The 20,647-nt window shown below is 52.7% G+C and carries 21 protein-coding genes; 19 read left to right on the top strand and 2 right to left on the bottom strand.

All coding sequences use genetic code 11. The annotated features are described in order from the left end of the window. Positions 1–36 precede the first annotated feature (36 nt). The 5 genes from P156_RS0102730 to P156_RS0102710 all read left to right on the top strand — a co-directional run bounded on the left by P156_RS0102730 (position 37) and on the right by P156_RS0102710 (position 7,549). A complete protein-coding gene (locus P156_RS0102730; protein ID WP_027868838.1) occupies positions 37–333 on the top strand; it encodes a ComEC/Rec2 family competence protein in 297 nt (98 codons plus the stop codon). Between the two features lie 201 nt (positions 334–534). Further along, positions 535–1,599 (top strand): DNA polymerase III subunit delta, encoded by a 1,065-nt coding sequence (gene holA, locus P156_RS0102725; RefSeq protein WP_027868837.1) that lies wholly within the window; start codon positions 535–537, stop codon positions 1,597–1,599. A gap of 164 nt (positions 1,600–1,763) precedes the next feature. Then, entirely contained in the window at positions 1,764–2,270 is a 507-nt protein-coding gene (nuoE, locus tag P156_RS0102720; RefSeq protein WP_027868836.1) for an NADH-quinone oxidoreductase subunit NuoE, read from the top strand. A gap of 11 nt (positions 2,271–2,281) precedes the next feature. Further along, the gene (locus P156_RS0102715; RefSeq protein WP_027868835.1) at positions 2,282–4,030 is read left to right on the top strand and encodes an NADH-quinone oxidoreductase subunit NuoF; all 1,749 of its coding nucleotides are present in this window, start codon (positions 2,282–2,284) and stop codon (positions 4,028–4,030) included. A 15-nt stretch (positions 4,031–4,045) separates the two neighbouring features. Continuing rightward, on the top strand, positions 4,046–7,549 hold the full coding sequence (locus tag P156_RS0102710; RefSeq protein ID WP_027868834.1) for an NAD(P)-binding protein: 3,504 nt from the start codon (positions 4,046–4,048) through the stop codon (positions 7,547–7,549). A gap of 93 nt (positions 7,550–7,642) precedes the next feature. On the opposite strand, the gene recN is transcribed toward P156_RS0102710, so the two are convergent. Continuing rightward, on the bottom strand, positions 7,643–9,262 hold the full coding sequence (gene recN, locus P156_RS0102705; protein ID WP_027868833.1) for a DNA repair protein RecN: 1,620 nt from the start codon (positions 9,260–9,262) through the stop codon (positions 7,643–7,645). A gap of 9 nt (positions 9,263–9,271) precedes the next feature. Next, a complete protein-coding gene (locus P156_RS0102700) occupies positions 9,272–9,739 on the bottom strand; it encodes an arginine repressor (protein WP_027868832.1) in 468 nt (155 codons plus the stop codon). Between the two features lie 201 nt (positions 9,740–9,940). On the opposite strand from P156_RS0102700, the gene ruvC reads away from it, so the two are divergent. The 14 genes from ruvC to P156_RS0102630 all read left to right on the top strand — a co-directional run bounded on the left by ruvC (position 9,941) and on the right by P156_RS0102630 (position 20,646). Continuing rightward, a complete protein-coding gene (gene ruvC, locus P156_RS0102695) occupies positions 9,941–10,441 on the top strand; it encodes a crossover junction endodeoxyribonuclease RuvC (RefSeq protein WP_027868831.1) in 501 nt (166 codons plus the stop codon). A 53-nt stretch (positions 10,442–10,494) separates the two neighbouring features. Beyond that, complete coding sequence (gene ruvA / locus P156_RS0102690; protein ID WP_027868830.1) at positions 10,495–11,088, top strand: Holliday junction branch migration protein RuvA; 594 nt, start codon at positions 10,495–10,497, stop codon at positions 11,086–11,088. Between the two features lie 3 nt (positions 11,089–11,091). Further along, entirely contained in the window at positions 11,092–12,141 is a 1,050-nt protein-coding gene (ruvB, locus tag P156_RS0102685) for a Holliday junction branch migration DNA helicase RuvB (protein ID WP_027868829.1), read from the top strand. An 18-nt stretch (positions 12,142–12,159) separates the two neighbouring features. Further along, complete coding sequence (gene queA / locus P156_RS0102680) at positions 12,160–13,206, top strand: tRNA preQ1(34) S-adenosylmethionine ribosyltransferase-isomerase QueA (RefSeq protein WP_027868828.1); 1,047 nt, start codon at positions 12,160–12,162, stop codon at positions 13,204–13,206. 22 nt (positions 13,207–13,228) lie between these two features. Further along, complete coding sequence (locus P156_RS0102675; protein ID WP_027868827.1) at positions 13,229–14,314, top strand: acyltransferase family protein; 1,086 nt, start codon at positions 13,229–13,231, stop codon at positions 14,312–14,314. A gap of 35 nt (positions 14,315–14,349) precedes the next feature. Then, entirely contained in the window at positions 14,350–15,483 is a 1,134-nt protein-coding gene (gene tgt / locus P156_RS0102670) for a tRNA guanosine(34) transglycosylase Tgt (RefSeq protein WP_027868826.1), read from the top strand. Next, positions 15,480–16,241, top strand: a complete 762-nt coding sequence (locus tag P156_RS0102665) for an EFR1 family ferrodoxin (protein WP_027868825.1) — start codon at positions 15,480–15,482, stop codon at positions 16,239–16,241. Before tgt ends, P156_RS0102665 begins: the two co-directional genes overlap by 4 nt. 33 nt (positions 16,242–16,274) lie before the next feature. Further along, positions 16,275–17,480: a 23S rRNA (uracil(1939)-C(5))-methyltransferase RlmD gene (gene rlmD, locus P156_RS11280; RefSeq protein WP_242838687.1), complete on the top strand. Its 1,206-nt coding sequence runs from the start codon at positions 16,275–16,277 to the stop codon at positions 17,478–17,480. Positions 17,481–17,733: 253 nt separating this feature from the next. Beyond that, entirely contained in the window at positions 17,734–18,372 is a 639-nt protein-coding gene (locus tag P156_RS0102655; protein WP_027868824.1) for a GyrI-like domain-containing protein, read from the top strand. After that, complete coding sequence (locus P156_RS0102650) at positions 18,369–18,731, top strand: VOC family protein (protein ID WP_027868823.1); 363 nt, start codon at positions 18,369–18,371, stop codon at positions 18,729–18,731. Before P156_RS0102655 ends, P156_RS0102650 begins: the two co-directional genes overlap by 4 nt. Position 18,732: 1 nt before the next feature. After that, positions 18,733–19,224 carry a CDP-alcohol phosphatidyltransferase family protein gene (locus tag P156_RS0102645; protein WP_027868822.1) on the top strand — a complete coding sequence of 164 codons (492 nt, stop codon included), beginning with the start codon at positions 18,733–18,735 and terminating at the stop codon, positions 19,222–19,224. Positions 19,225–19,251: 27 nt separating this feature from the next. Next, on the top strand, positions 19,252–19,566 hold the full coding sequence (locus tag P156_RS0102640) for a TfoX/Sxy family protein (protein ID WP_027868821.1): 315 nt from the start codon (positions 19,252–19,254) through the stop codon (positions 19,564–19,566). Between the two features lie 4 nt (positions 19,567–19,570). Then, entirely contained in the window at positions 19,571–20,053 is a 483-nt protein-coding gene (locus P156_RS0102635) for an isoprenylcysteine carboxylmethyltransferase family protein (protein ID WP_027868820.1), read from the top strand. Further along, positions 20,047–20,646 carry an MBL fold metallo-hydrolase gene (locus P156_RS0102630; RefSeq protein WP_185752129.1) on the top strand — a complete coding sequence of 200 codons (600 nt, stop codon included), beginning with the start codon at positions 20,047–20,049 and terminating at the stop codon, positions 20,644–20,646. Before P156_RS0102635 ends, P156_RS0102630 begins: the two co-directional genes overlap by 7 nt. Position 20,647: the final 1 nt, after the last annotated feature.

The raw sequence follows: 20,647 nt of genomic DNA, 5'->3' as shown, positions 1-20,647 counted from the left end.
TTTTGTTTTGACACGATTTCGTATCAAAATAACGATATGAGGAAGGTGGCCCATCATGGTAGCAAATACTCCAGTACCTCAGCGTTTCTGGAAGCTGTCTCGCCGAGAATCGCGGTGATTAGTGTGGGTCGTAACACCTATGGCCATCCGACCCCGGAGGCTTTGGCACGGCTTCGGGAATGCGGCGCTGCTGTGTATCGGACAGATACGATGGGGGCGGTGGGGATCATTACCCGCGGCGGGATGCTGAAGGTGTGCAAGACCAAAGACACCAGAAAGATCCGGAATGGCAGTGCATGGAAAGAAGTGCATGGTGAATCGGGAATAGAATGATGGCGCCGCCATTATAGAAAGCGATGACTGGCGGTAACAAACTGACAGTTTTCGGAATTGTTACTGGCTGGAAAGACTAGGCTGTAGTGGCGGCGCCACTACCAATGGAGCCACTATCAATGAGGCCGCTACCATTTTAGTGGAAAATATGCTATCATAGTAGAAGTCCGGAGCCTGATGCGCGGACAGGGAGATTGCACTATGGCATATCGTAAGAACACACCTCCCGGTTCCCGGGAGTTCATGAAAAATTTACAGAATAACACCCCTGGCAGCGTCATCGTGCTGTACGGGGTGGAGGAATATCTGATCCGGTGGGCAGTGGATCTTCTGAAGGAGAAGTATATTTCACCGGCAACGGAGGTCATGGATTTCCAGGTGCTTGATGGCAACGCCTGCGATCCTGCGGCGATCATCGGGGCAGCGGAGACCTTCTCCATGCTTTCCGAGAAGCGGGTAGTCTGGGTCCGGGATTTCCGACCTCTGAAAAGCCCCGGTAATATGGCCGGCTACGGGGAGGACGGCATCGAACGTCTGACGAAATATATGGAGAATCCCAATGACGGCGCCATTCTGGTTCTCTCCAATGAGGAACTCGACGGGACGCGGAAACTGGCCAAGGCGGCCAGGAAATACGGCAAGGTCTACGAGATGGGAACGGTGTCCGAGCGGGAACTGGTAGGATTCGCCGCCAAGCGCTTTCGGGAACTTGGGGTCACAGTCAGTAAACAACAGATGCGTGAGATCATCACCGCCACCGGTTATCTGAACAAGGAAAGTGAATACAGGCTGTATGACTTTGTGCACGACATCGAGAAGTTGGCGGCGCTGGCTGAGGAAGGGACGCTTCGATCGGAGGACATCGCGGGGGCAGTGAACGGGGACAAGGAGACCTTCCTGTTCGATCTGATCGATGGCATCAGCGAGAATAACAAGACCAGAGCGTTGGAACTTCTCTACAACCGTATGAGCGATGATCCATACGGCGGGATCCCGTTGGTCGCTGCGATCATCTCCCAAATGGAGCTCATGTACTGCGTGAAGGAGTTTGCGGGCAGTATGGACGGCCCTTCCACGGCTCCAACCATCAGCAAGCGGATGGGAATCCACGAGTTCAGGGTGAAGAAGGCGATGCGCTACAGCAGCCGCTACTCATTGAGCAAGCTCAGGGCGATGCTTCAGGCGGGCTACAAAGCTTACGCGGACATGGTGACAGGGCTTCTGGAACCACGGCTTGCTTTGGAAATGTTTATCGCACAGATATGATTGAACCGAATTCGATAGAGGTTATTTTTGGCGATTCAAAATCGGTTCGCTAAATTGCCGCACAAATAATCACCATCGCATATGCGGTGGTGGATTGATTTTGTCAGGTATTTTCTGTATAATAAGTAGAGTATTTGAAAATCATGCAACAGGAGGAATCATAAATGAGTGAAAAGAATTGTTGCGGCGCTGGTACAGATGCGTTCAAGGAACTTGACGCAGTACTGGATCAGTACGCTAAGGTGCCTGGCAGCCTGATCACGATCTTGCAGAAGGCGCAGGACATCTACGGCTATCTTTCCGTAGAGACCATCAATCGTATTTCACAGGCGACGGGGATCAAACCTGCCAAGATCTACGGTGTGGCCACGTTCTATGCACAGTTCAGACTGCAGCCTGTCGGCAAGTATCTGATCATGCTCTGCAAGGGAACGGCCTGCCATGTAAACAGTGCGGACAGGATCGAGGAAGCTATCACCGAACATCTCGGGATCAACGACAATGAGACCACTGAGGATGGATTGTTCACTCTGAACAACGTAGCATGTCTCGGATGCTGCTCACTGGCTCCGGTCATGATGGTCAGAAGCAGCGAGGGTGACGAGACCTACGGGAACCTCACCAAGGACAAGGTCAAGCAGATCCTGACTGAGATCGCAGAGAGAGCATAGGGGGTGCATGCATGAAAGTAGTAATCGGACAGGGCAGCTGCGGGATCGCGACCGGTGCCAAGAAGACGGAAGCAGAGTTCAGGCAGCAGCTTGAGAAACAGGGAGTTCAGGCAGAACTCACCATCACCGGATGTGTAGGTACCTGCTATCTTGAACCTATCGTCGATGTATATGAAGACAATGGCGACATGACCAGATATGTGAAGGTCCAGCCAGACAGAGTCGAGAAGATCGTGGCGGAGCATCTGAAGGATGGGAAACCGGTAGAAGAGTACATCCTCACCGATGAGGACAAGGAATTCCTGGAGAAGCAGGAGAGAGTTGTTCTGCGTCATTGTGGCGTGATCAATCCGGAGATCATCGATGAGTATATCGCTGTTGGCGGCTACGAGGCATCCAGAAAGGTCCTCACTTCCATGACTCAGGACGATGTCATCGACATCATCAAGGTCTCCAACCTGAGAGGACGTGGAGGCGCGGGATTCCCCACCTGGTTCAAGTGGAACGCTGCCAAGGCAAACCCGGGCAAGGAGAAATACATCGTATGTAACGCGGACGAGGGCGATCCGGGTGCGTTCATGGATCGTTCCGTACTGGAGGGCGATCCTCATTCCGTGCTGGAGGGCATGATCATCGGTGGCTTTGCCATGGGCGCTACCGAGGGCATCATCTACTGCCGTGCGGAGTATCCACTTGCAATCAAGAGACTGGAGATCGCGATGGCCCAGGCCAGAGAGAAAGGGTTCCTGGGAGACAACATCTTCGGAACCGGGCGTCATTTCGACATCCGTATCAAGGCCGGCGCCGGCGCATTCGTCTGCGGTGAGGAGACCGCACTGATCGCCTCCCTGGAGGGCGAGAGAGGTATGCCAAGACTGAAGCCGCCATTCCCGGCAGCCAAGGGTTACTGGCAGCAGCCGACCAACATCAACAACGTAGAGACCTATGCCAACGTGGCGTGGATCATCGAGAACGGCGGCGAGGCATTCGCCAAGCTGGGACACGCACCTTCCACCGGTACCAAAGTATTTGCTCTGGCCGGTAAGATCAAGAAGGGTGGTCTGGTCGAGGTTCCCATGGGCCTGAAGGTAAAGGACGTCATCTACGGCATCGGCGGCGGCATCAAGAACGACAGAGAGTTCAAGGCCGTGCAGATGGGTGGTCCGTCCGGTGGATGTATCCCGGCAGACCTGGCAGATACCCCGGTCACCTATGAGGATATCGTCAAGACCGGCGCTATCGTTGGTTCCGGTGGTATGATCGTCATGGATGAGGATACCTGCATGGTGGATATGGCCAGATACTTCCTGGACTTCACCAAGAAGGAATCCTGCGGTAAGTGCAATTACTGCCGTATCGGTACCATGAGAATGCTGGAGATCCTGGAGCGCATCACCAAGGGCGAGGGCCAGGACGGAGATATTGAGAAACTCGAGGAACTGGCCAAGAAGATCAAGGACGGCGCCATGTGCGGTCTGGGCCAGACAGCTCCGAACCCGGTACTCTCTACGATCCGTTACTTCAGAAACGAGTACGAGGACCATATTTACAATCACAAGTGTACCGCCAGATCCTGTAAGGCGCTCATCAAGTTCGATATTACCGACGCATGTAAGGGCTGTACGCTTTGTGCACGCAACTGCCCGGTCGGCGCCATCAGCGGTGAGGTCAAGGGTATCCACAGCATCGACCAGAGCCTGTGCATCAAGTGCGGCAAGTGCGAGGAGCATTGTAAGTTCGGTGCGATCGTAAGAGAATAGGGAGGAAGCATCATAATGAAGAAATACAGAATGAATATCGATGGCAAGGAAGTATTCGGCCTTCCCGGACAGACGATCCTGGAGGTCGCGCAGGATAACGATATCTTCATCCCGACTCTTTGCTACGATGAGAGAACAAAGATCTATGGCGCTTGCGGCATCTGCGTCGTAGAGGTGGAAGGGAACCCCAAACTCTGCAAGGCATGTGCTACCGACATTGCGCCGGGCATGGTCGTCAAGACCAGTACCGAGAGAGTCCTGGAATCCCGCAAGACCAACCTGGAGTTGCTGGTGTCCAACCACAACGGCGATTGCAAGGGTCCGTGCTCCCTGGCTTGTCCGGCGGGCACCGACTGTCAGGGCTACGTTGGCCTCATCGCCAACGGCGAGTACGAGAAGGCCAACGAGCTGATCAAGGATAAGATTCCACTTCCTGCAGCGATCGGCCGTGTATGTCCGCATCCTTGTGAGGATGACTGCAGAAGAGCACTGATCGACGAGCCCATCAGCATCATGGCTCTGAAGAGATTTGCTGCGGATACCGATCTGGATGCCGAGGAGCAGTATGTACCGGAAATCGAAGAAGATACCGGTAAGTCCGTCGCCATCATCGGCGGTGGTCCAATGGGCCTGTCGGCTGCCTATTTCCTGCGCCAGATGGGACACGATGTGACCATCTTTGACGCGATGCCGAAACTGGGTGGTATGCTCCGCTACGGAATCCCTGAGTATAGATTGCCGAAGGAAGTGCTGGACGAGGAGATCGCACTTATCGAGTCCATGGGCGTTGAGATGGTTCCCAACACCAAGGTGGGCGAGGATATGCCGTTCGAGACCATCCGCAATGATTTTGACGCTGTCTTGCTGGGTATCGGCGCATGGGTATCCACCGGCGTTGGATGCCCGGGTGAGGACGCAGATGGCGTCATCGGCGGTATCGACTTCCTCCGGAAGGTCGTTCGCAACGAGCCCATCGACTTCGGTGAGAAGGTAGCTATCGTCGGCGGCGGAAACACCGCGATGGATGCTTGCAGAACCGCTGTCAGACTGGGCGCCAAGGAAGTCTACAACATCTACAGAAGAACCAAGGACGAGATGCCGGCAGATATGCTGGAGATCGAGGAAGCGGAAGAAGAGGGCGTTATCTTCAAGAACCTGACCAATCCGCTGGAGATCCTTACCGACGAGAATGGCCATGTGAACCAGGTCAAACTGCAGTGCATGGAACTGGGTGAGCCGGACGAGTCCGGTCGTCGTCGTCCTGTACCAATCGAAGGAAAGACCGAGACCATCGATATCGACACTATGATCCTGGCCATCGGACAGGCGGTAGACGCCAGTTTCTTCGATGTGGATAAGACCAGAAAGAACGCGATCGCTTACGATCCGGAGACCTTCATGACCAGCATGCCCGGTGTGTTCGCCGGTGGTGACTGCGGAAATGACAAGATTTCCATTGCCATCGAGGCCATCGCAGATGCTCGCAAGGCATCTCAGGTCATCGATTCCTACCTGAACGGGGAGACCATCAAGTATCAGAAGCCGTTCTTTGTGGAGAGAGACGATGTGACCGAGAAGACCTTCGAGGACAGAGAGAGACTGTGCCGTGAGAAGGCCGACCAGCTGAATGCTGCGCAGAGAAAGGACAACTTCTCCGAGGTCGTATTTGACGGGCTGACAGAAGAGCAGGCTATCGCTGAGGCGAACAGATGTCTAGAATGCGGATGCCACGACTACTATGAGTGTAAGCTCATCGAGCTGGCAAATCAGTATGGCGTCAAGGAAGATCGCTTCAAGGGTGAGAAGAACCTGTCCGAATTTGAGGATAACCATCCGTTTATCGTCAGAGATCCGGATAAGTGCATCCTGTGCGGGCTTTGTGTCAGAGTCTGTGATGAGGTCATGGGCGTTGGTGCGCTGGGCCTGGTGCAGAGAGGCTTCGATACTGTGGTCATGCCGAACATGGGCAAGCCGCTGGCTGAGTCTGGCTGCGAATCCTGTGGTCAGTGCGTAGCATGCTGCCCGACCGGAGCACTGCAGGAGAGACAGACCGTTCAGAAAGAAGTGCCGGTGGATACCGATGTGGCATACACTACATGCTCCTTCTGCTCCGTTGGATGCTCTCTGGAGCTGGAATCCTGCGGCGACATGCTGATCAAGGCCAATCCGGACAGAGATGGTGTCGTGAATGCCGGAATCTGCTGCGGAAAGGGCAAGTGGGGCTTTGATACTTCCGTCCTGGAAGGAAAGCTGACGGATCCTCTCATCAAGGAAGGAGACGAGTTCAGACCAACTGATTATCATGAAGCCTTTGTCATGATGGCCAAGAAACTGGAGGCCGTGAAGGTAAGACACGGTGCGTCCAGCATCGCGATGGCTATCTCCGACAGATACACCAACGAGGAAGCCTATTCCTTCAAGAAACTGGCTGAGCTGATTGGAGCCAGAACATTCACCTTCAACAAGAGAGCAAGTGGTGTGACTGAGGTCTTGGGACTGGGTCATGAGGCTTCCCCGAACACCATCGACGAGCTCCTCTCCACCAAGTTCATTCTGGTGCCGGGCTTCATCAAGAAGAACAACCCGGTGATCTGGAACAAGATCAAGCAGTCTGCTGAGGCTGGTGCCAAGGTGGTCGTACTGAACACAGACAAGGCGAATGACGCTTGGGATTTCGCTGAGGTGATCGATGTAGATAACACTACCACATTCCTGAAGAGAATCGCCAAGGCGCTGATCGAGATGGGTAAGACAAGCGACATCGAGGGATTTGATGCTCTCAAGGCGTCTGTCGAGAACGAAGAACTCTGTGAGACCTGCAAGTCTGTTGCAGAGCAGTATGCCAATGCCAAGAAGGCTATGATCGTCTTCCAGCAGAACGTTCTGTCTGTTGAGGCAGCCAGACTGATCGCTGACATCGCGCTGCTGTCCGGACATATTGGATCGCCGCGTGACGGTATCCTGGAGGTCAAGCCGAAAAACAACTCCCAGGGTCTGGTGGACATGGGTATTACCGCTGGCGTAGAAGCACTGGACGGCATCAAGGGACTGCTGATCTTCGGTGAGGATCCGAAGGATGTGGATCTCTCCGGACTGGAGTTCCTGGGTGTCTCCGACATCTACCTCACAGAGACCGCCCAGAAGGCAGACGTGGTGATCCCGGGTACCGGTTTCGCCAGCACCGACGGAACCTACACCAATACCGAGCGCAGGCTTCTGGATGTGGAAGCGGCTATCGACGAGGATGTGGACTTCTGCAACTGGGAGATCGCTGCCGAGCTGGCACACGTCTTTGAGGTCGAGTTCCCGTTCGAGGAAGAGTGGGATATCTCCGAAGAGATGAACGACACCGTTCCGATGTACAAGTACGCCGAGACGGAGGAGGTTCTGGGTGGTGTCATGGTACCGTTCGAGCCGAAGTTCGCTGCAGCAGAGGATGCTCCTCTGGTGGATGAGCTGGCTTGTACCGATGCGCTGATGAACATCATGGACGAGAGACTTCCGGAAGTCGTAAGATAAGTAATCTGCACAAAGCAAGTTTAACAGAAAGGGATCGCTGCATTACGCAACGATCCCTTTTTAACGCCCTTTGTCCGGACGGGGGCGTTTTGATTATTTGCTGGCCGCGATCAGTTCGCGGGCATTCTGCCGGGCAGTATCGGTGACACTCTCACCAGCCATAAGACGGGCGATCTCATCCACCGTTTCATCGTGGGTGAGATGGAGTACCTGAGTGAAGGTTTCCGTGTCTGTGGTGGATTTGTCGATCTTGTAGTTGTCGTCGCCACAGGCCGCGATCTGTGGGAGATGGGTGATGCAGATGATCTGATGCTCTCTGGAGATCTCACGGAGTTTACTTCCTACCACTGAGGCAGTCATGCCGCTGATCCCTGTGTCGATCTCATCGAATATCATGGTAGGCATGGCGTCGTGCTCCGCGGTGATGTTCTTGATGGCAAGCATGATCCTGGAGATCTCACCACCAGAGGCAACTCTGGTCAGGGGCTTCATGGGTTCTCCGCGATTGGTGGATAGGTAGATCTCACACTGATCGGCACCCAGTTCCGTGATGGAAGGGGCAGGGGAGAGCCGCAACTCGAGTTTTGCGTCCTTGAAGTTCAGATCGTGGAGTTCCTTCTCGATGGCGCTGGCAAGCTGCCGGGCACTGGCGGCGCGAACCTCTGTCAGCCTGGCCGCGCAGTCCATCAGGGAAGCACGGAGTTTTGCCGTTTCCTCCTCGAGGGCAGTGCGCCTTTCATCAAAAATATCGATGGACAGAAGTTGCTCCTCAATGGTGCTCCCGTATTCTATGATTTCTTCGATGGTGCTCCCATATTTCTTTTTTAGGTCTTCGATGGTGTTCAGGCGGGCGATAGCACTGTCCAGTTCTTCCTGGGAAAAGGCCGATCCATCCCGAATATCCCGCAGCAACTCTGCGGCATCCTGAAGGTCATACAGGGCGCTTTCCAGTCGTTCGTGGGCTTCTGTCAGTGTCTCCGTAAGACCGGCGACCTGGCCAAGGGTCTGGGAAGCATATCCCAGTGCACCGAGAACAGAGGGGTCTTCGCCATCCAGGGCACTGTAGGCATTCTCTACGGCGCTGAAGATCTTCTCGCTGTTCTCAAGCACCGTGATACGTTCCTCCAGGGCCTCGTCCTCTCGTTCGGTAAGGGCGGCGCGCTGGATCTCCTCTGCCTGGAATTTAAGGAAGTCTGCTTTCCGGGCATTCTCTGCCTGGGTCTTCAACAGGTTACGAAGACTTTCTCTCTTGTCCTTATAGGCGTTATAGGCCTCCAGGAAGGCGGATCGGCAGGGGCTGATCTCCTCGCTCCTGTATTGATCCACAATGCGGAGATGCTGCAGAGGATCCAGAAGCAGCTGATTGTCGTATTGTCCGTGGATATCCGCCAGCCTGTGAGCGATCTCGTTGATCTCGCCCAGTGTTACCAGTTGTCCGTTCAGACGACAGAGATTCTTTCCGTTAGCTGAGATCTCTCGGGTGATCACGTATTCCTTTCCGTCGAGTTCCGCCTGGAGCTGGATGATGGCGCGTTCTTTTCCATGGCGCACAAAAGAAGAGTCTGCGCGGCTCCCTAGAGCGAGACTGATCGCCTGGATCACGATGGATTTTCCGGCGCCAGTCTCACCTGTGACAATGTTGAGCCCATTGGCAAACTCTATCTCTGTGTTCTCAATAACTGCAAAATCTTGAATAAGTATGTGCTGTAGCATATTCTCTTTCTATCTGTCGGATTTCTTCATGATCAGCATGTTGTTGAATGTGGACAGGATCTCCTGTACATTCTCCTCGCTGTCAACCACCAGAAGCAGAGTGTTATCACCTGCAACGCTGCCCACCACATGAGGAAGGTTCACGCTGTCGATAGCTTCTCCGGCGGCAGCGCCGCAACCCGAAAGCGTTTTGATCACGATCAGGTTTTGTGCAGAAGCAAAGGAAATGACCGTCTCGCGGAAAATGCGGATGAACCGATCAGAGATCGGTGAGTCCTGCCTGGTGCTGACCGCATATTTGTATTTTCCTGTATCTGAAAGGACCTTGATCAGCTGTAGTTCCTTGATGTCACGGGATATTGTGGCCTGAGTCACATCAAACCCTTCTTCCTTAAGCAGTCTGGACAGTTTCTCCTGTGTCTCAACCTCGTTGTTTGCAATGATGTCCAGTATTTTGTTCTGTCTTGAATAACGCATTGGATCCCCCTTCTCAGAGCAAGAAAGTTCATTAATATAAACATATAATAACACAAACATCAGAAAATTCAACCTAATTTACTGAGTTTATACATAAAAAAGTTCAATTGATGAAAAGTGGAATGTGTTGACAATTGCCCATACAGCCAGTAGAATAGAACATATGGTCGAGTACCAGATTATGAATAAACGGGGTATAGAATGAGAATATTAGGGATAGACCCGGGATATGCCATCATGGGATGGTCGATCCTGGACATGAAAGGAAATCGATTTGAAGCGGTGGACTATGGATCTATTACCACCGATGCCGGTGTACCTATGCCGCTGAGATTGCAGCATCTGTACAGTGAGCTCTGCGCGATCATCGAGAAGTACCGGCCGGAGGAGGCGGCGATCGAGGAGTTGTTCTTCAACAACAACGCCAAAACCGTCATACATGTTGGTGAGGCCAGAGGGATCGCTGTATTGGCGTGTGCCAACGGCGGCCTTGCGATCAGCGAGTACACGCCGCTGCAGATCAAGCAGGCGCTGGTAGGGTATGGACGTGCAGATAAGAAGCAGGTACAGAACATGGTGAAGACCATCCTGCATCTTGATGCGGTGCCCAAGCCGGACGACACCGCGGATGCGGTGGCTGCTGCCATCTGTCATGGGCACAGTGCCGGACGGAGGCAGCGTACTATACGCAGCGGGATATAGAGTGTGTCAAAGGGGACGGTTCTTTTTGACACACACAGAAAGGAAATAACAATATGATCAGAACATTGCGTGGAGCATTTCATCCCCAGGCGGATGGGACGGCAGTGATCGAGACAGTAGCCGGGATCGGGTTTCTGGTGAATCTCCCTGCTAACTCTACATTATATAAGAAGTACGAGGGTGAGGAGGTCACAGCTTACACCCTGATGATCGTCAAGGAAGACGACATGAGTCTCTACGGTTTTGAGAACCGGGATGAACTTGCTTTGTTCAAGCTGCTGATCTCTGTCAACGGTGTCGGTCCCAAGGCGGGGATGGCCATTATGAGCATCCTGCCGGAACAGGAATTGCGCAGAGCCATCGGTACGGGAGATGCCAAGACCATCGCTCAGGCCAACGGAGTCGGGAAGAAGACCGCTGAGCGAGTGATCCTGGAGCTGAAGGACAAGGTAGGCGATTTCAGTGACGCAGAAGGCTTTGAGATGCCTGGCGGTGTACCGATGCCCAGCGATGACCGTATCGAGGCAATTAACGCCCTGATGGGGCTGGGGTACGGAAAATCCGAAGCGGAGACTGCTGTGAGCAAGGTTAAGGACGAGGGACTTTCCGTGGAAGACTATATCAGACGGGCACTAAAGGAGTTTTAGGGTATGGATGAAAGAATCACACAGACGAGTGCAGATCCTTTTGAGGCGAAGCAGGAGATCACGCTCAGACCGCAGCACCTCACGGATTTTATCGGTCAGAGTGATGCCAAGGATAATCTGAAGATCTTTATCGAGGCGGCCAAGAAACGTGGTGAGCCTCTGGATCATGTGCTTTTCTATGGCCCCCCGGGACTGGGGAAGACCACATTCGCCGGGATCATCGCTAACGAACTAGAGGTTGATATCAAGATCACCTCCGGGCCAGCCATCGGCAGAGCTGGAGACCTGGCAGCGATCCTGACCAACCTGAACGACAACGACGTGCTTTTTATCGATGAGATCCATCGTCTCAATCGCTCCGTAGAGGAAGTACTGTACTCTGCCATGGAGGACTATGCCCTGGATATCGTCATCGGAAAGGGGCCCTCTGCCAGATCTATCCGACTGGACATCGCCCGTTTCACATTGATCGGTGCCACTACCAGGTCGGGAAGCCTGTCGGCTCCACTGCGTGATCGATTCGGCGTTATCTGTAAGTTTGAAATGTATAAGGAAAAAGAACTCTCCCAGATCATCGAACGGTCTGCTGGCCTTATGGGGGTGCGCGTGGATCCTGAAGCAACCGCCTTGATGGCCAGGTGCTCGCGAGGCACTCCACGTGTGGCCAATCGACTCCTGAAACGGATTCGGGACTTCTCCCAGGTGATGGGGGACGGTTATATCGATGAGGAAATCACCAGGAAGAGCCTGAAAGCACTAGGGGTGGATGACCTTGGACTAGAGAAACTGGATAGGGATATCCTGATGACCATTATCCAGCGATTCAACGGCGGACCGGTGGGCATCGATACGATCGCCGCTTCCATCGGAGAAGAGAGGATCACTCTGGAGGATGCCCATGAGCCTTATCTGATTCAATCCGGCCTTCTGTATCGAACCCAGAAGGGACGTATGGTCTCCAGATTGGGCTATGCTCATATGGGAATCCCATATCCCTTTGGAGACGAGGAGGATAACAGCGAAGATAACGACGACCAGCTCACCTTGCTATAGGATCGACAGGAGAGAAATATGCATATTGACGATTTTGATTACACGCTCCCGGAGGAACTGATCGCGCAGACACCACTCGCACAGCGGGATGGTTGTCGGCTGATGGTTCTCGACAGGAAGACCGGGAGCATAGCACACCGGCACTTTCACGACGTGCTGGAATACCTCAGGCCAGGGGACTGTCTGGTCCTCAATGATTCCCGCGTCATCCCGGCGCGGCTGTTTGGCGTCAAGGAACAGACGGGAGCACGGGTGGAATTCCTTCTGAGCAAGCGGATCGAAGGTGATGTCTGGGAGTCGCTGGTGCGCCCGGGAAGGCGTCTGAAACCCGGAGACCGGGTAAGTTTCGGCGATGGTGCCCTGCAGGCAGAGATCGTGGGTTATGGAGAAGACGGTACCAGACAGGTGCGTTTCGAATACGAGGGTATCTTCATGGAACGCCTGGCGGAGTTAGGCAGAATGCCCCTTCCACCCTATATCGAGCGGGAGAGTACAGAAGAAGATAAGGATATGTACCAAACCGTCTATAGCCGGATCGATGGGTCCGTGGCGGCGCCCACCGCTGGTCTCCATTTTACGGAAGAACTGCTGGAAGCATGTCGCCAGAAAGGCGTACGCCTTGCCTATGTGACCTTGCACGTGGGGATCGGCACCTTCCGGCCTGTGAAGTGCGAACAGGTGGAGGAGCACCATATGCACTTCGAGGAGTATTCCATCGATCCCGAGAACGCACGGCTGATCAACGATACCATCGATGCAGGCGGTAGGATCCTCTGCGTCGGCACCACTTCTACACGCACGGTGGAAAGTGCGGCATTTAACGACAAAGCATCCGCTCATTGGCATGTGACCGAGGGGCATGGGAATACCGATATATTCATCTACCCGGGGTACGAATTCCGGATCCTGGACGGGCTGATCACCAATTTCCATCTTCCCAAGTCCACACTGATCATGTTGATATCTGCGCTGTATGATCGGGAGCACATCCTGAAAGCATACGAGGAGGCGGTGAAAGAACGTTACAGGTTTTTCTCTTATGGCGATGCCATGATGATCCTGTAGCAATGGACAGGGGTTATATATTATGGCAGGTAAGGAACGGATTCGCTATTTTGATGTGATCAAGGGGATCGGCATCCTGATGATCATGTACGGGCACATCACGCTGTTGCCCAATCCATTCGACCTTTGGATGTCTTCGTTCAAGGTGTCGTTGTTCTTTCTGGTGTCCGGAATGCTGGCGTACCACACCGGCTCTGTGGACAGGGCGGACCTGTCAGCCTATGCCCGTAAGAACTTCCAGAGCATCATGGTCCCGTATTTTGCCTTTGGCGCATTGGGAATCCTTTTCAAGACGGCCTGTGCCGCCATGCGCCACCACACCGCCTGGTATGTACTGGAGCAGTTCCGCAGTCTGAGCATGGATCTTATCTTTCTGAGAGGCTACAATAGCATCTGGTTTCTGCCAGTGCTGTTCATCGGCATGATGGTGTTCTATCTGCTCAGAAAAGGCCCAAGGTGGCTGCGTTTTGGATACCTGATCGCTGGTGTGTTCGCCATTCAAGGAGCCAAGGCGCTGAATCGTTTCTTCACGGCAGCCTTTTCCGACGGGGGGCTCCTGTCAGAGATCCTGATCCGCCTGGTATACGCCACCGGCAAAGGTCTCATGGCCGCCTGGTTTATCCAGATGGGGTTCTATCTGTTCCGCTATTACCAGAAACTGAAAGACAACCGAGTCAAGATCATCGGTGGGATCGTGCTGACCCTGCTCAACCTCTGGATGTCTCAATTCGCCATCCACGTGGACATCGACATGATGATCGAGGGTAGGATCCCGGCACTGTTCTATTTGGGCGGCATCATGGGCACCATGGGGCTGCTGATGCTGGTGGATGTGTTGAGCCAGCGGTTCCAGATGAACGGGCTCTGCTATCTGGGAGTCAACAGCCTGACGATCATGGCTACTCACACGGTGTTCGGATTCCGCAGGATCGCCTATCGCGGCTGGTCCTATGTAGGGTGGATTCCACAGGTGGCCAACGTGGAGTACGTGCTGGAGTGCTTTGGGGTTTTGGCCGTGCTGGTATTGATGGAGTATGGTGTTGTCGAACTGGTGAACCGCCACTTCCCGGTTCTGAATGGGTATCGCAGCCAGAAGGCGGCGAGGTAAGTGGCACAAAGCTTTGTGCGATAGAAGGAGAGAGTATGCAACACGCAGTAACTTACGAACTTTTACATACAGATAAGAAGACAGGGGCCCGCCGCGGCGTGATCCATACGCCACACGGGGATATTCAGACGCCGGTGTTCATGCCGGTGGGTACCCAGGCGGCTGTGAAAGCCATGCGCCCGGAACAGGTGAAGGAGATGGGGGCTGAGATCATTCTGGCCAACACCTATCATCTGTATCTGCGGCCGGGTCACGAGATCGTGAAAGAGGCTGGCGGGCTCCATCGGTTCATGAACTGGGATCGTCCTATCCTGACGGACAGCGGCGGGTTCCAGGTTTTTTCCCTTGGAAAGCTTCGGAAGATCACAGAGGAGGGCGTTCGGTTTCAGAGCCACATCGATGGTTCCCGGCACATCCTGACACCGGAGAAGGCAATGGAGATCCAGGAGGCACTGGGGTCGGATATCATCATGGCCTTTGACGAGTGCGCGCCGTGGACATCGGACCGGGCGTATATTGAGGATTCCATGGCCAGAACCACCCGCTGGCTGGCCAGATGCAAAGAAGCACATAAGGATATTGAGAAGCAGTCCCTGTTCGGTATTATGCAGGGCGGAATGTTCAAGGATCTCAGGAAACAGAGCGCAGAGGATATGATCGCCATGGACCTGCCAGGGTATGCTATTGGCGGACTGTCGGTGGGAGAGCCGAAGGACGTCTACGTTGACATGCTGGCCTATTCGGCGCCTCTGCTGCCGGCGAACAAGCCTCGATACCTCATGGGGGTAGGCACGCCGGACTACCTGTTCGAAGCAGTGGAGCACGGCATAGACATGTGCGACTGTGTGGAACCCACCCGCATCGCCCGTCACGGTATGGCCACCACCTCGGAGGGGAGGCTGAACATCAAGAACGCCAGGTTCGAACGTGATTTTGGTCCGCTGGATCCGGAATGTGACTGCTACACCTGCCGGAACTACAGCCGGGCCTACCTGCGCCACGTGTTCAAGGCAGGGGAGTTTATGAGCCCCATGCTGCTGTCCAACCACAACCTGGCCTTCCTGCTGAATATGATGGCGGGCATTCGCAAAGCCATCGAGGAAGATCGCTTTCTGGAATTCAAACAGGATTTCTACAATAAGTACTACGGAAATGGTGGAAGAAAATGATCGTGTATTTCAGCGGTACCGGGAACAGCCGCTTCGTAGCCGAAAAGATCGCCGAGCAGGCCGGACACGGACTCTTTGACGCAGCTCTGGGCATGCGGGAGGAAGAAGGAAAGATGTTTCCGGAGGACGATTGTTTTGTGTTCGTATGCCCGGTCTACGTGTCGGCCCCTGTACTGCCTTTCCTGGAATTTATCAAACGCTCGGCGTTCCCGGAGGGTAGCCGGGCGTATTTTGTCATGACCTGTGCCGGCGGCATGGGAGCATCCCCGATCTACTGTCAGCGGATGGCGGAGGAGAAGGGGCTTCGGTATATGGGGACGGCCAGTGTGCGGATGCCCCAGAACTACGTCCCCTTCTTTCGTATGCTCCCGGAAGAAGAGACCAGAGAACGGATCCGGGATGCGCTTCCTGTGATCTCCCGGATCTCAGAAAACATTCTACAGTCAAAGAGACTTCCGGCTGCGAAGATACGCAGCTGGGAGAAGGCAGCCACCGGAGCGATCCTGCGTCTATATTACCGCAGGTTCATGTCTCCAAAACCGTTTCGTTCTACAGAAAGCTGTATTCACTGCGGGCGGTGTGAAAGGGTCTGTCCCATGGGTAACATCCGTCTTAAGGAGGGAAGACCGGCATGGGGCAAACGCTGTATCCACTGTATGGCCTGTATCAATCTCTGCTCGGCAGAAGCAGTCGAGTACGGGAGATGGACCAGGGGGAAACTACGTTTCCACGGGCCGGAGCATTATATCCACAGATAAGGAAACCTGCATATGCAGGATGAGGTATTTAGAATGGAAGAGAAGAGAATGGAGATCTGTGAACTGGCTGGAGTCTGCGGCGGCTGTCTGCATCAGGGGACACCATATGAGGAACAGCTTGCTGCCAAGGAGCGGGAGGTCCATGCTTTGTTCGAGAAGGCCGGGATCACCCCGGTGAAGTTCGATACAATAGAAGGCTGCCCATCGCCGTACCGCTACCGGAACAAGATGGAATACACCTTCGGTGACCTGGTGAAGGACGGGCCGCTGGAGCTTGGCATGCATAAGAAGAGGCAGTTCATGTCCGTGGTTACGGTGGATCACTGCCAGCTGGTGCCGGAGGACTTCAACCGGGTGCTCCGCTACACGCTGGATTTCTGCCTGGAGCATGCCTATCCCAAATACAACAAGAAATCCCATCAGGGGCTACTGCGCAACCTGGTGGTACGCTGTGGCGTGCGCACCGGAGAACTTCTGGTGAACATCGTCACCGCATCACCGGTGTGCGGCGTGACGTTCGATGCGGAAGGCTGGTGCCAGGGGCTCTCAGCTTTGAACCTGGACGGACGCATCGCCGGCGTGCTCCACACGGAGTTTGACGGCCTGGCGGACAAAGTCGGGTGCGACAGACTCCACATCGTTTTTGGGCAGGACTACTATATGGAGCATCTGCTGGATCTGGATTTTAAGGTGAACGAGTTCTCCTTCTTCCAGACCAACGTGGAGGCAGTGGAGCGGCTGTACAGCGAGGCGGTGGCTCTCATCGATGAGATAGAGGGGAAGACGGTCTACGACCTCTACTGTGGCACAGGTACCATCAGCCAGGTCATGGCACGGCGGGCCAAGCAGGTCATCGGTGTGGAACTGGTGCAGGACAGCGTAGATGCCGCCATCGACAACGCGGCTCTCAACGGGCTGTCTAACTGTCGCTTCCTCTGCGGGGACGTGTATAAGGTGCTGGACAAAGCCGGGAGCACGGAGGAGACAGAACTGCCTGCTCCGGATGTGATCGTGGTAGATCCGCCCCGGGTGGGCATGAGCAGGGAGGCCGTGGATAAGATCGCCGGCTACGGTGTGCCTCAGATCGTCTACGTGTCCTGCAACCCCAAGACCCTGGTCCAGAACCTGGCCCAGTTCCAGGAACTGGGCTACGAGACCGTCTACGCCAAGCCGTATGACAATTTTCCGATGACGAAGCATGTGGAGTGCGTAGTATTGATGTCACGTGCTGATAGGTAAGACGCGCTGAAAGGCTTGAAAACAAGCGGTTTATGAAATTAGCGCCTATCGAGTCGGCCACTCAGGAAGCTCAAAAAACGCTCGACGGGAACTTATCTACAGCTCATTTTGCCGCAGGGTTGAGTAGGCCATTTAGATGTCAGGGGTTGAGTGTGCCATTTAGATGTCAGAAACGGTAGGGTTGAGTGGGCTGTTTAGATGTCGAGGGTTGAGACGGTTGTTTAGATGTCAGGATGTTTTGGAGGAATGAAAAATGGCTTTTGATTATAAGAAGGAATATAAGGATTTTTACATGCCGAAGAACAAGCCGTCTATCGTAACGGTACCGAGCATGAACTATATTGCTGTTCGTGGACATGGCGACCCAAATCAGGAAGACGGCGAATATAAGCGGGCAATCGGTCTGTTGTATGGCATTGCCTTTACGATCAAGATGAGTAAAAAAGGAGATCATCAGATCAAGGGATATTTCGATTATGTTGTACCGCCGCTTGAGGGCTTCTGGTGGCAGGAAGGTGTAGACGGAGTCGACTATGCACACAAAGAAGACTTCAGATGGATCTCTGTGATCCGCCTGCCGGACTTTGTTACAAGAGCAGACTTCGACTGGGCTATAGAAGAGGCAACAAAGAAAAAGAAACAGGATTTCTCAAAGGTGGAATTTCTTACTTGTGATGAGGGACTGTGCGTCCAGTGCATGCATATAGGATCCTATGATGATGAGCCTGCTACTGTTCAAATGATGCATGAATACATAGAGGAGCAGGGTTATGATCTTAATATCACGGATCAGCGCTTACACCATGAAATCTATCTGAGTGATGCAAGAAAAGTCGCTCCGGAAAAGTTGAAAACTGTGATTCGTCTTCCAATAAAGGAGCGAGAAGAATGAGACTGAAAAATGTACTGATCGTCGTTAAGGACATCGAGAGATCCAGACAGTTTTACCATGATCTGTTCGGTCTTGGGTTGGTTCTTGATAATGACGGGAATATGATCCTGACGGAAGGGTTGGTGCTGCAGGAAGAAAAATACTGGAAAGAGTTTCTTGGGAGAGATATCATTCCGGAGAATAATTCCTGCGAGCTCTATTTTGAGGAACGAGACATAGAAGGCTTTGTGGAAAGGCTTGAAAAGTATTATCCGGATGTGAAATACGTCAATCAGCTGATGACGCACAGCTGGGGACAAAAGGTTATACGTTTCTATGATCCAGACGGAAATCTGATAGAAGTAGGGACACCGGTTTAACATGGCAAATATCATCACCGGAATCAGAATAGTGCTAAGCATTGCTTTGATGTTCTGTCCAGCATTATCGCCATCATTTTATGCACTGTATATAGTTGCCGGATTCTCAGATATGATCGATGGTGCTGTTGCAAGAAAAACAGGTACCGTCAGTGAGTTCGGCTCAAGGCTTGATACAGGTGCAGATATTGTATTCGTAGCGGTATGCCTGATTAAACTGCTGCCTGTATTACATATACCGGTCTGGCTTTATATATGGATTGCTATCATTGCCATGATTAAGGTGATGAATATTGCAGTAAGATTCTTCAGCAAGAAAGAGTTCATATCTGTTCATTCCGTAATGAATAAGGTGACTGGAGGGATGCTGTTCGTTTTACCGCTGACACTGGCATTCATAGATCTTAGATACAGTGCCGCAATCGTATGCGTGGTTGCGACTATAGCGGCGATTCAGGAAGGGTATTTGGTCAATCGTAATGTGATGGAATGAACGAATGATCTTTGTAGGAGAAATGGAATGGCATCAAGTAAAGATTATCTGGAATACATATTAGATCAGCTTTCAGGGCTGGATGACATATCCTATCGTGCGATGATGGGGGAGTTCATTATCTACTTTCGGGGCAAGGTTGTTGGCGGTGTTTATGATGACCGTTTTCTTGTTAAGCCTACAAAATCTGCATTGACCATGATGCCAAATGCAGACATGGAAGTACCGTATGAAGGTGCCAAGGAGATGATCCTTGTTGATGATGTGGAAAACAGGGAATTCCTGGGAGAATTGCTTGAGGCGATGTATAAGGAACTTCCTGCTCCAAAGAAAAAGAAGTGAGCGTATGAAAGCAAGAGAACTTATAGGCTATCTGATGGGGCTGATCCTGTTTGTGATACTGATTCCGCTGATAATGTGGAAGTTTTCGGGAGAAGTGCATCCGAATGCAGCGCGGTTGATTTGCTTAGGAGTAATGGCAGCCATCGGGATGGGACTTAGTATATGGTCCATCATTTATATGAAAAATGTGGGCGAGGGAAATCCGATGGATGCTTTCAATCATGAGGTAGCACCGCGCACGGTCAACCTGATGACGGATGGCCCGTACAGAATATGCCGGAATCCTATGTTATTAGGCGTGTTCATATATTATGCTGGCGTTATCATTTTTCTGGGAACATGGCAATCCGCCGCAGTATTTGCAGCCTACTTTGCGATCATGATGATCCAGGTCAAACGAGAAGAAGAGCGCCTTAAACAGGACTTTGGTGAAGCATACGAAGAATACTGCAGAAAAACAAGCAAGCTGATACCACATATTTGGTAAGTAACGGAATAATGACTATATTGAGGTACGGAAACACCAATACATTTTTTATTGAAGGCAATGACGGAGGCCTGCTTGTAGATACCGATTATGCCGGGACTTTACCTGCGTTCTATAAGGCGCTGAAACAAAACGGTATCAAGGTTAACAACATAAAATATGTACTGGCGACGCATTATCATCCGGATCATATGGGGCTTATCAGTGATCTGATGAAACAGGGTGCCATGCTAATTCTGATAGATGTTCAAAGAGACTATGTGCATTTCTCAGACAGTATTTTTGCAAGAGACAGGCTTCCGTATACACCAATCGATGAGAGCCTGGGAACTGTCATCTCATGTTCTGAAAGCAGGGAGTTCCTGTTACGGGCGGGCATTTCCGGTGAGATAATCCACACGCATAGTCATAGTGAAGACAGCGTTTCACTGATCATGGATGACGGTGATTGTTTTGTCGGAGATCTTGAGCCTTTCGAGTATATAGAAGTATATGAAGAGAATGAAAAACTGAAAAGCGACTGGGAGCATATATTGTCCTTCCAACCTAAACGGGTCTTCTATTCACATAGACCTGAAAGGGTATTGGATTGAC

The organism is Eubacterium sp. AB3007 (assembly GCF_000688015.1).
Classification (GTDB): Bacteria; Bacillota; Clostridia; order Peptostreptococcales; family Anaerovoracaceae; genus Aminicella.
The sequence above is the reverse complement of the archived record's forward strand: the minus strand, read 5'-3'. Positions and strand labels throughout refer to the sequence as shown.

Excerpts from the sequence above, each read along its gene's own strand:
- ruvC (WP_027868831.1), top strand. The coding sequence starts at position 9,941 with ATGAGAATATTAGGGATAGACCCGGGATATGCCATCATGGGATGGTCG.
- P156_RS0102700 (WP_027868832.1), bottom strand. The coding sequence starts at position 9,739 with ATGCGTTATTCAAGACAGAACAAAATACTGGACATCATTGCAAACAAC.
- ruvA (WP_027868830.1), top strand. The coding sequence starts at position 10,495 with ATGATCAGAACATTGCGTGGAGCATTTCATCCCCAGGCGGATGGGACG.
- P156_RS0102675 (WP_027868827.1), top strand. The coding sequence starts at position 13,229 with ATGGCAGGTAAGGAACGGATTCGCTATTTTGATGTGATCAAGGGGATC.
- recN (WP_027868833.1), bottom strand. The coding sequence starts at position 9,262 with ATGCTACAGCACATACTTATTCAAGATTTTGCAGTTATTGAGAACACA.
- nuoE (WP_027868836.1), top strand. The coding sequence starts at position 1,764 with ATGAGTGAAAAGAATTGTTGCGGCGCTGGTACAGATGCGTTCAAGGAA.
- P156_RS0102640 (WP_027868821.1), top strand. The coding sequence starts at position 19,252 with ATGGCATCAAGTAAAGATTATCTGGAATACATATTAGATCAGCTTTCA.
- rlmD (WP_242838687.1), top strand. The coding sequence starts at position 16,275 with ATGGAAGAGAAGAGAATGGAGATCTGTGAACTGGCTGGAGTCTGCGGC.
- P156_RS0102650 (WP_027868823.1), top strand. The coding sequence starts at position 18,369 with ATGAGACTGAAAAATGTACTGATCGTCGTTAAGGACATCGAGAGATCC.
- tgt (WP_027868826.1), top strand. The coding sequence starts at position 14,350 with ATGCAACACGCAGTAACTTACGAACTTTTACATACAGATAAGAAGACA.
- P156_RS0102710 (WP_027868834.1), top strand. The coding sequence starts at position 4,046 with ATGAAGAAATACAGAATGAATATCGATGGCAAGGAAGTATTCGGCCTT.
- holA (WP_027868837.1), top strand. The coding sequence starts at position 535 with ATGGCATATCGTAAGAACACACCTCCCGGTTCCCGGGAGTTCATGAAA.
- queA (WP_027868828.1), top strand. The coding sequence starts at position 12,160 with ATGCATATTGACGATTTTGATTACACGCTCCCGGAGGAACTGATCGCG.
- P156_RS0102665 (WP_027868825.1), top strand. The coding sequence starts at position 15,480 with ATGATCGTGTATTTCAGCGGTACCGGGAACAGCCGCTTCGTAGCCGAA.
- P156_RS0102645 (WP_027868822.1), top strand. The coding sequence starts at position 18,733 with ATGGCAAATATCATCACCGGAATCAGAATAGTGCTAAGCATTGCTTTG.
- ruvB (WP_027868829.1), top strand. The coding sequence starts at position 11,092 with ATGGATGAAAGAATCACACAGACGAGTGCAGATCCTTTTGAGGCGAAG.
- P156_RS0102730 (WP_027868838.1), top strand. The coding sequence starts at position 37 with ATGAGGAAGGTGGCCCATCATGGTAGCAAATACTCCAGTACCTCAGCG.
- P156_RS0102715 (WP_027868835.1), top strand. The coding sequence starts at position 2,282 with ATGAAAGTAGTAATCGGACAGGGCAGCTGCGGGATCGCGACCGGTGCC.
- P156_RS0102635 (WP_027868820.1), top strand. The coding sequence starts at position 19,571 with ATGAAAGCAAGAGAACTTATAGGCTATCTGATGGGGCTGATCCTGTTT.
- P156_RS0102655 (WP_027868824.1), top strand. The coding sequence starts at position 17,734 with ATGGCTTTTGATTATAAGAAGGAATATAAGGATTTTTACATGCCGAAG.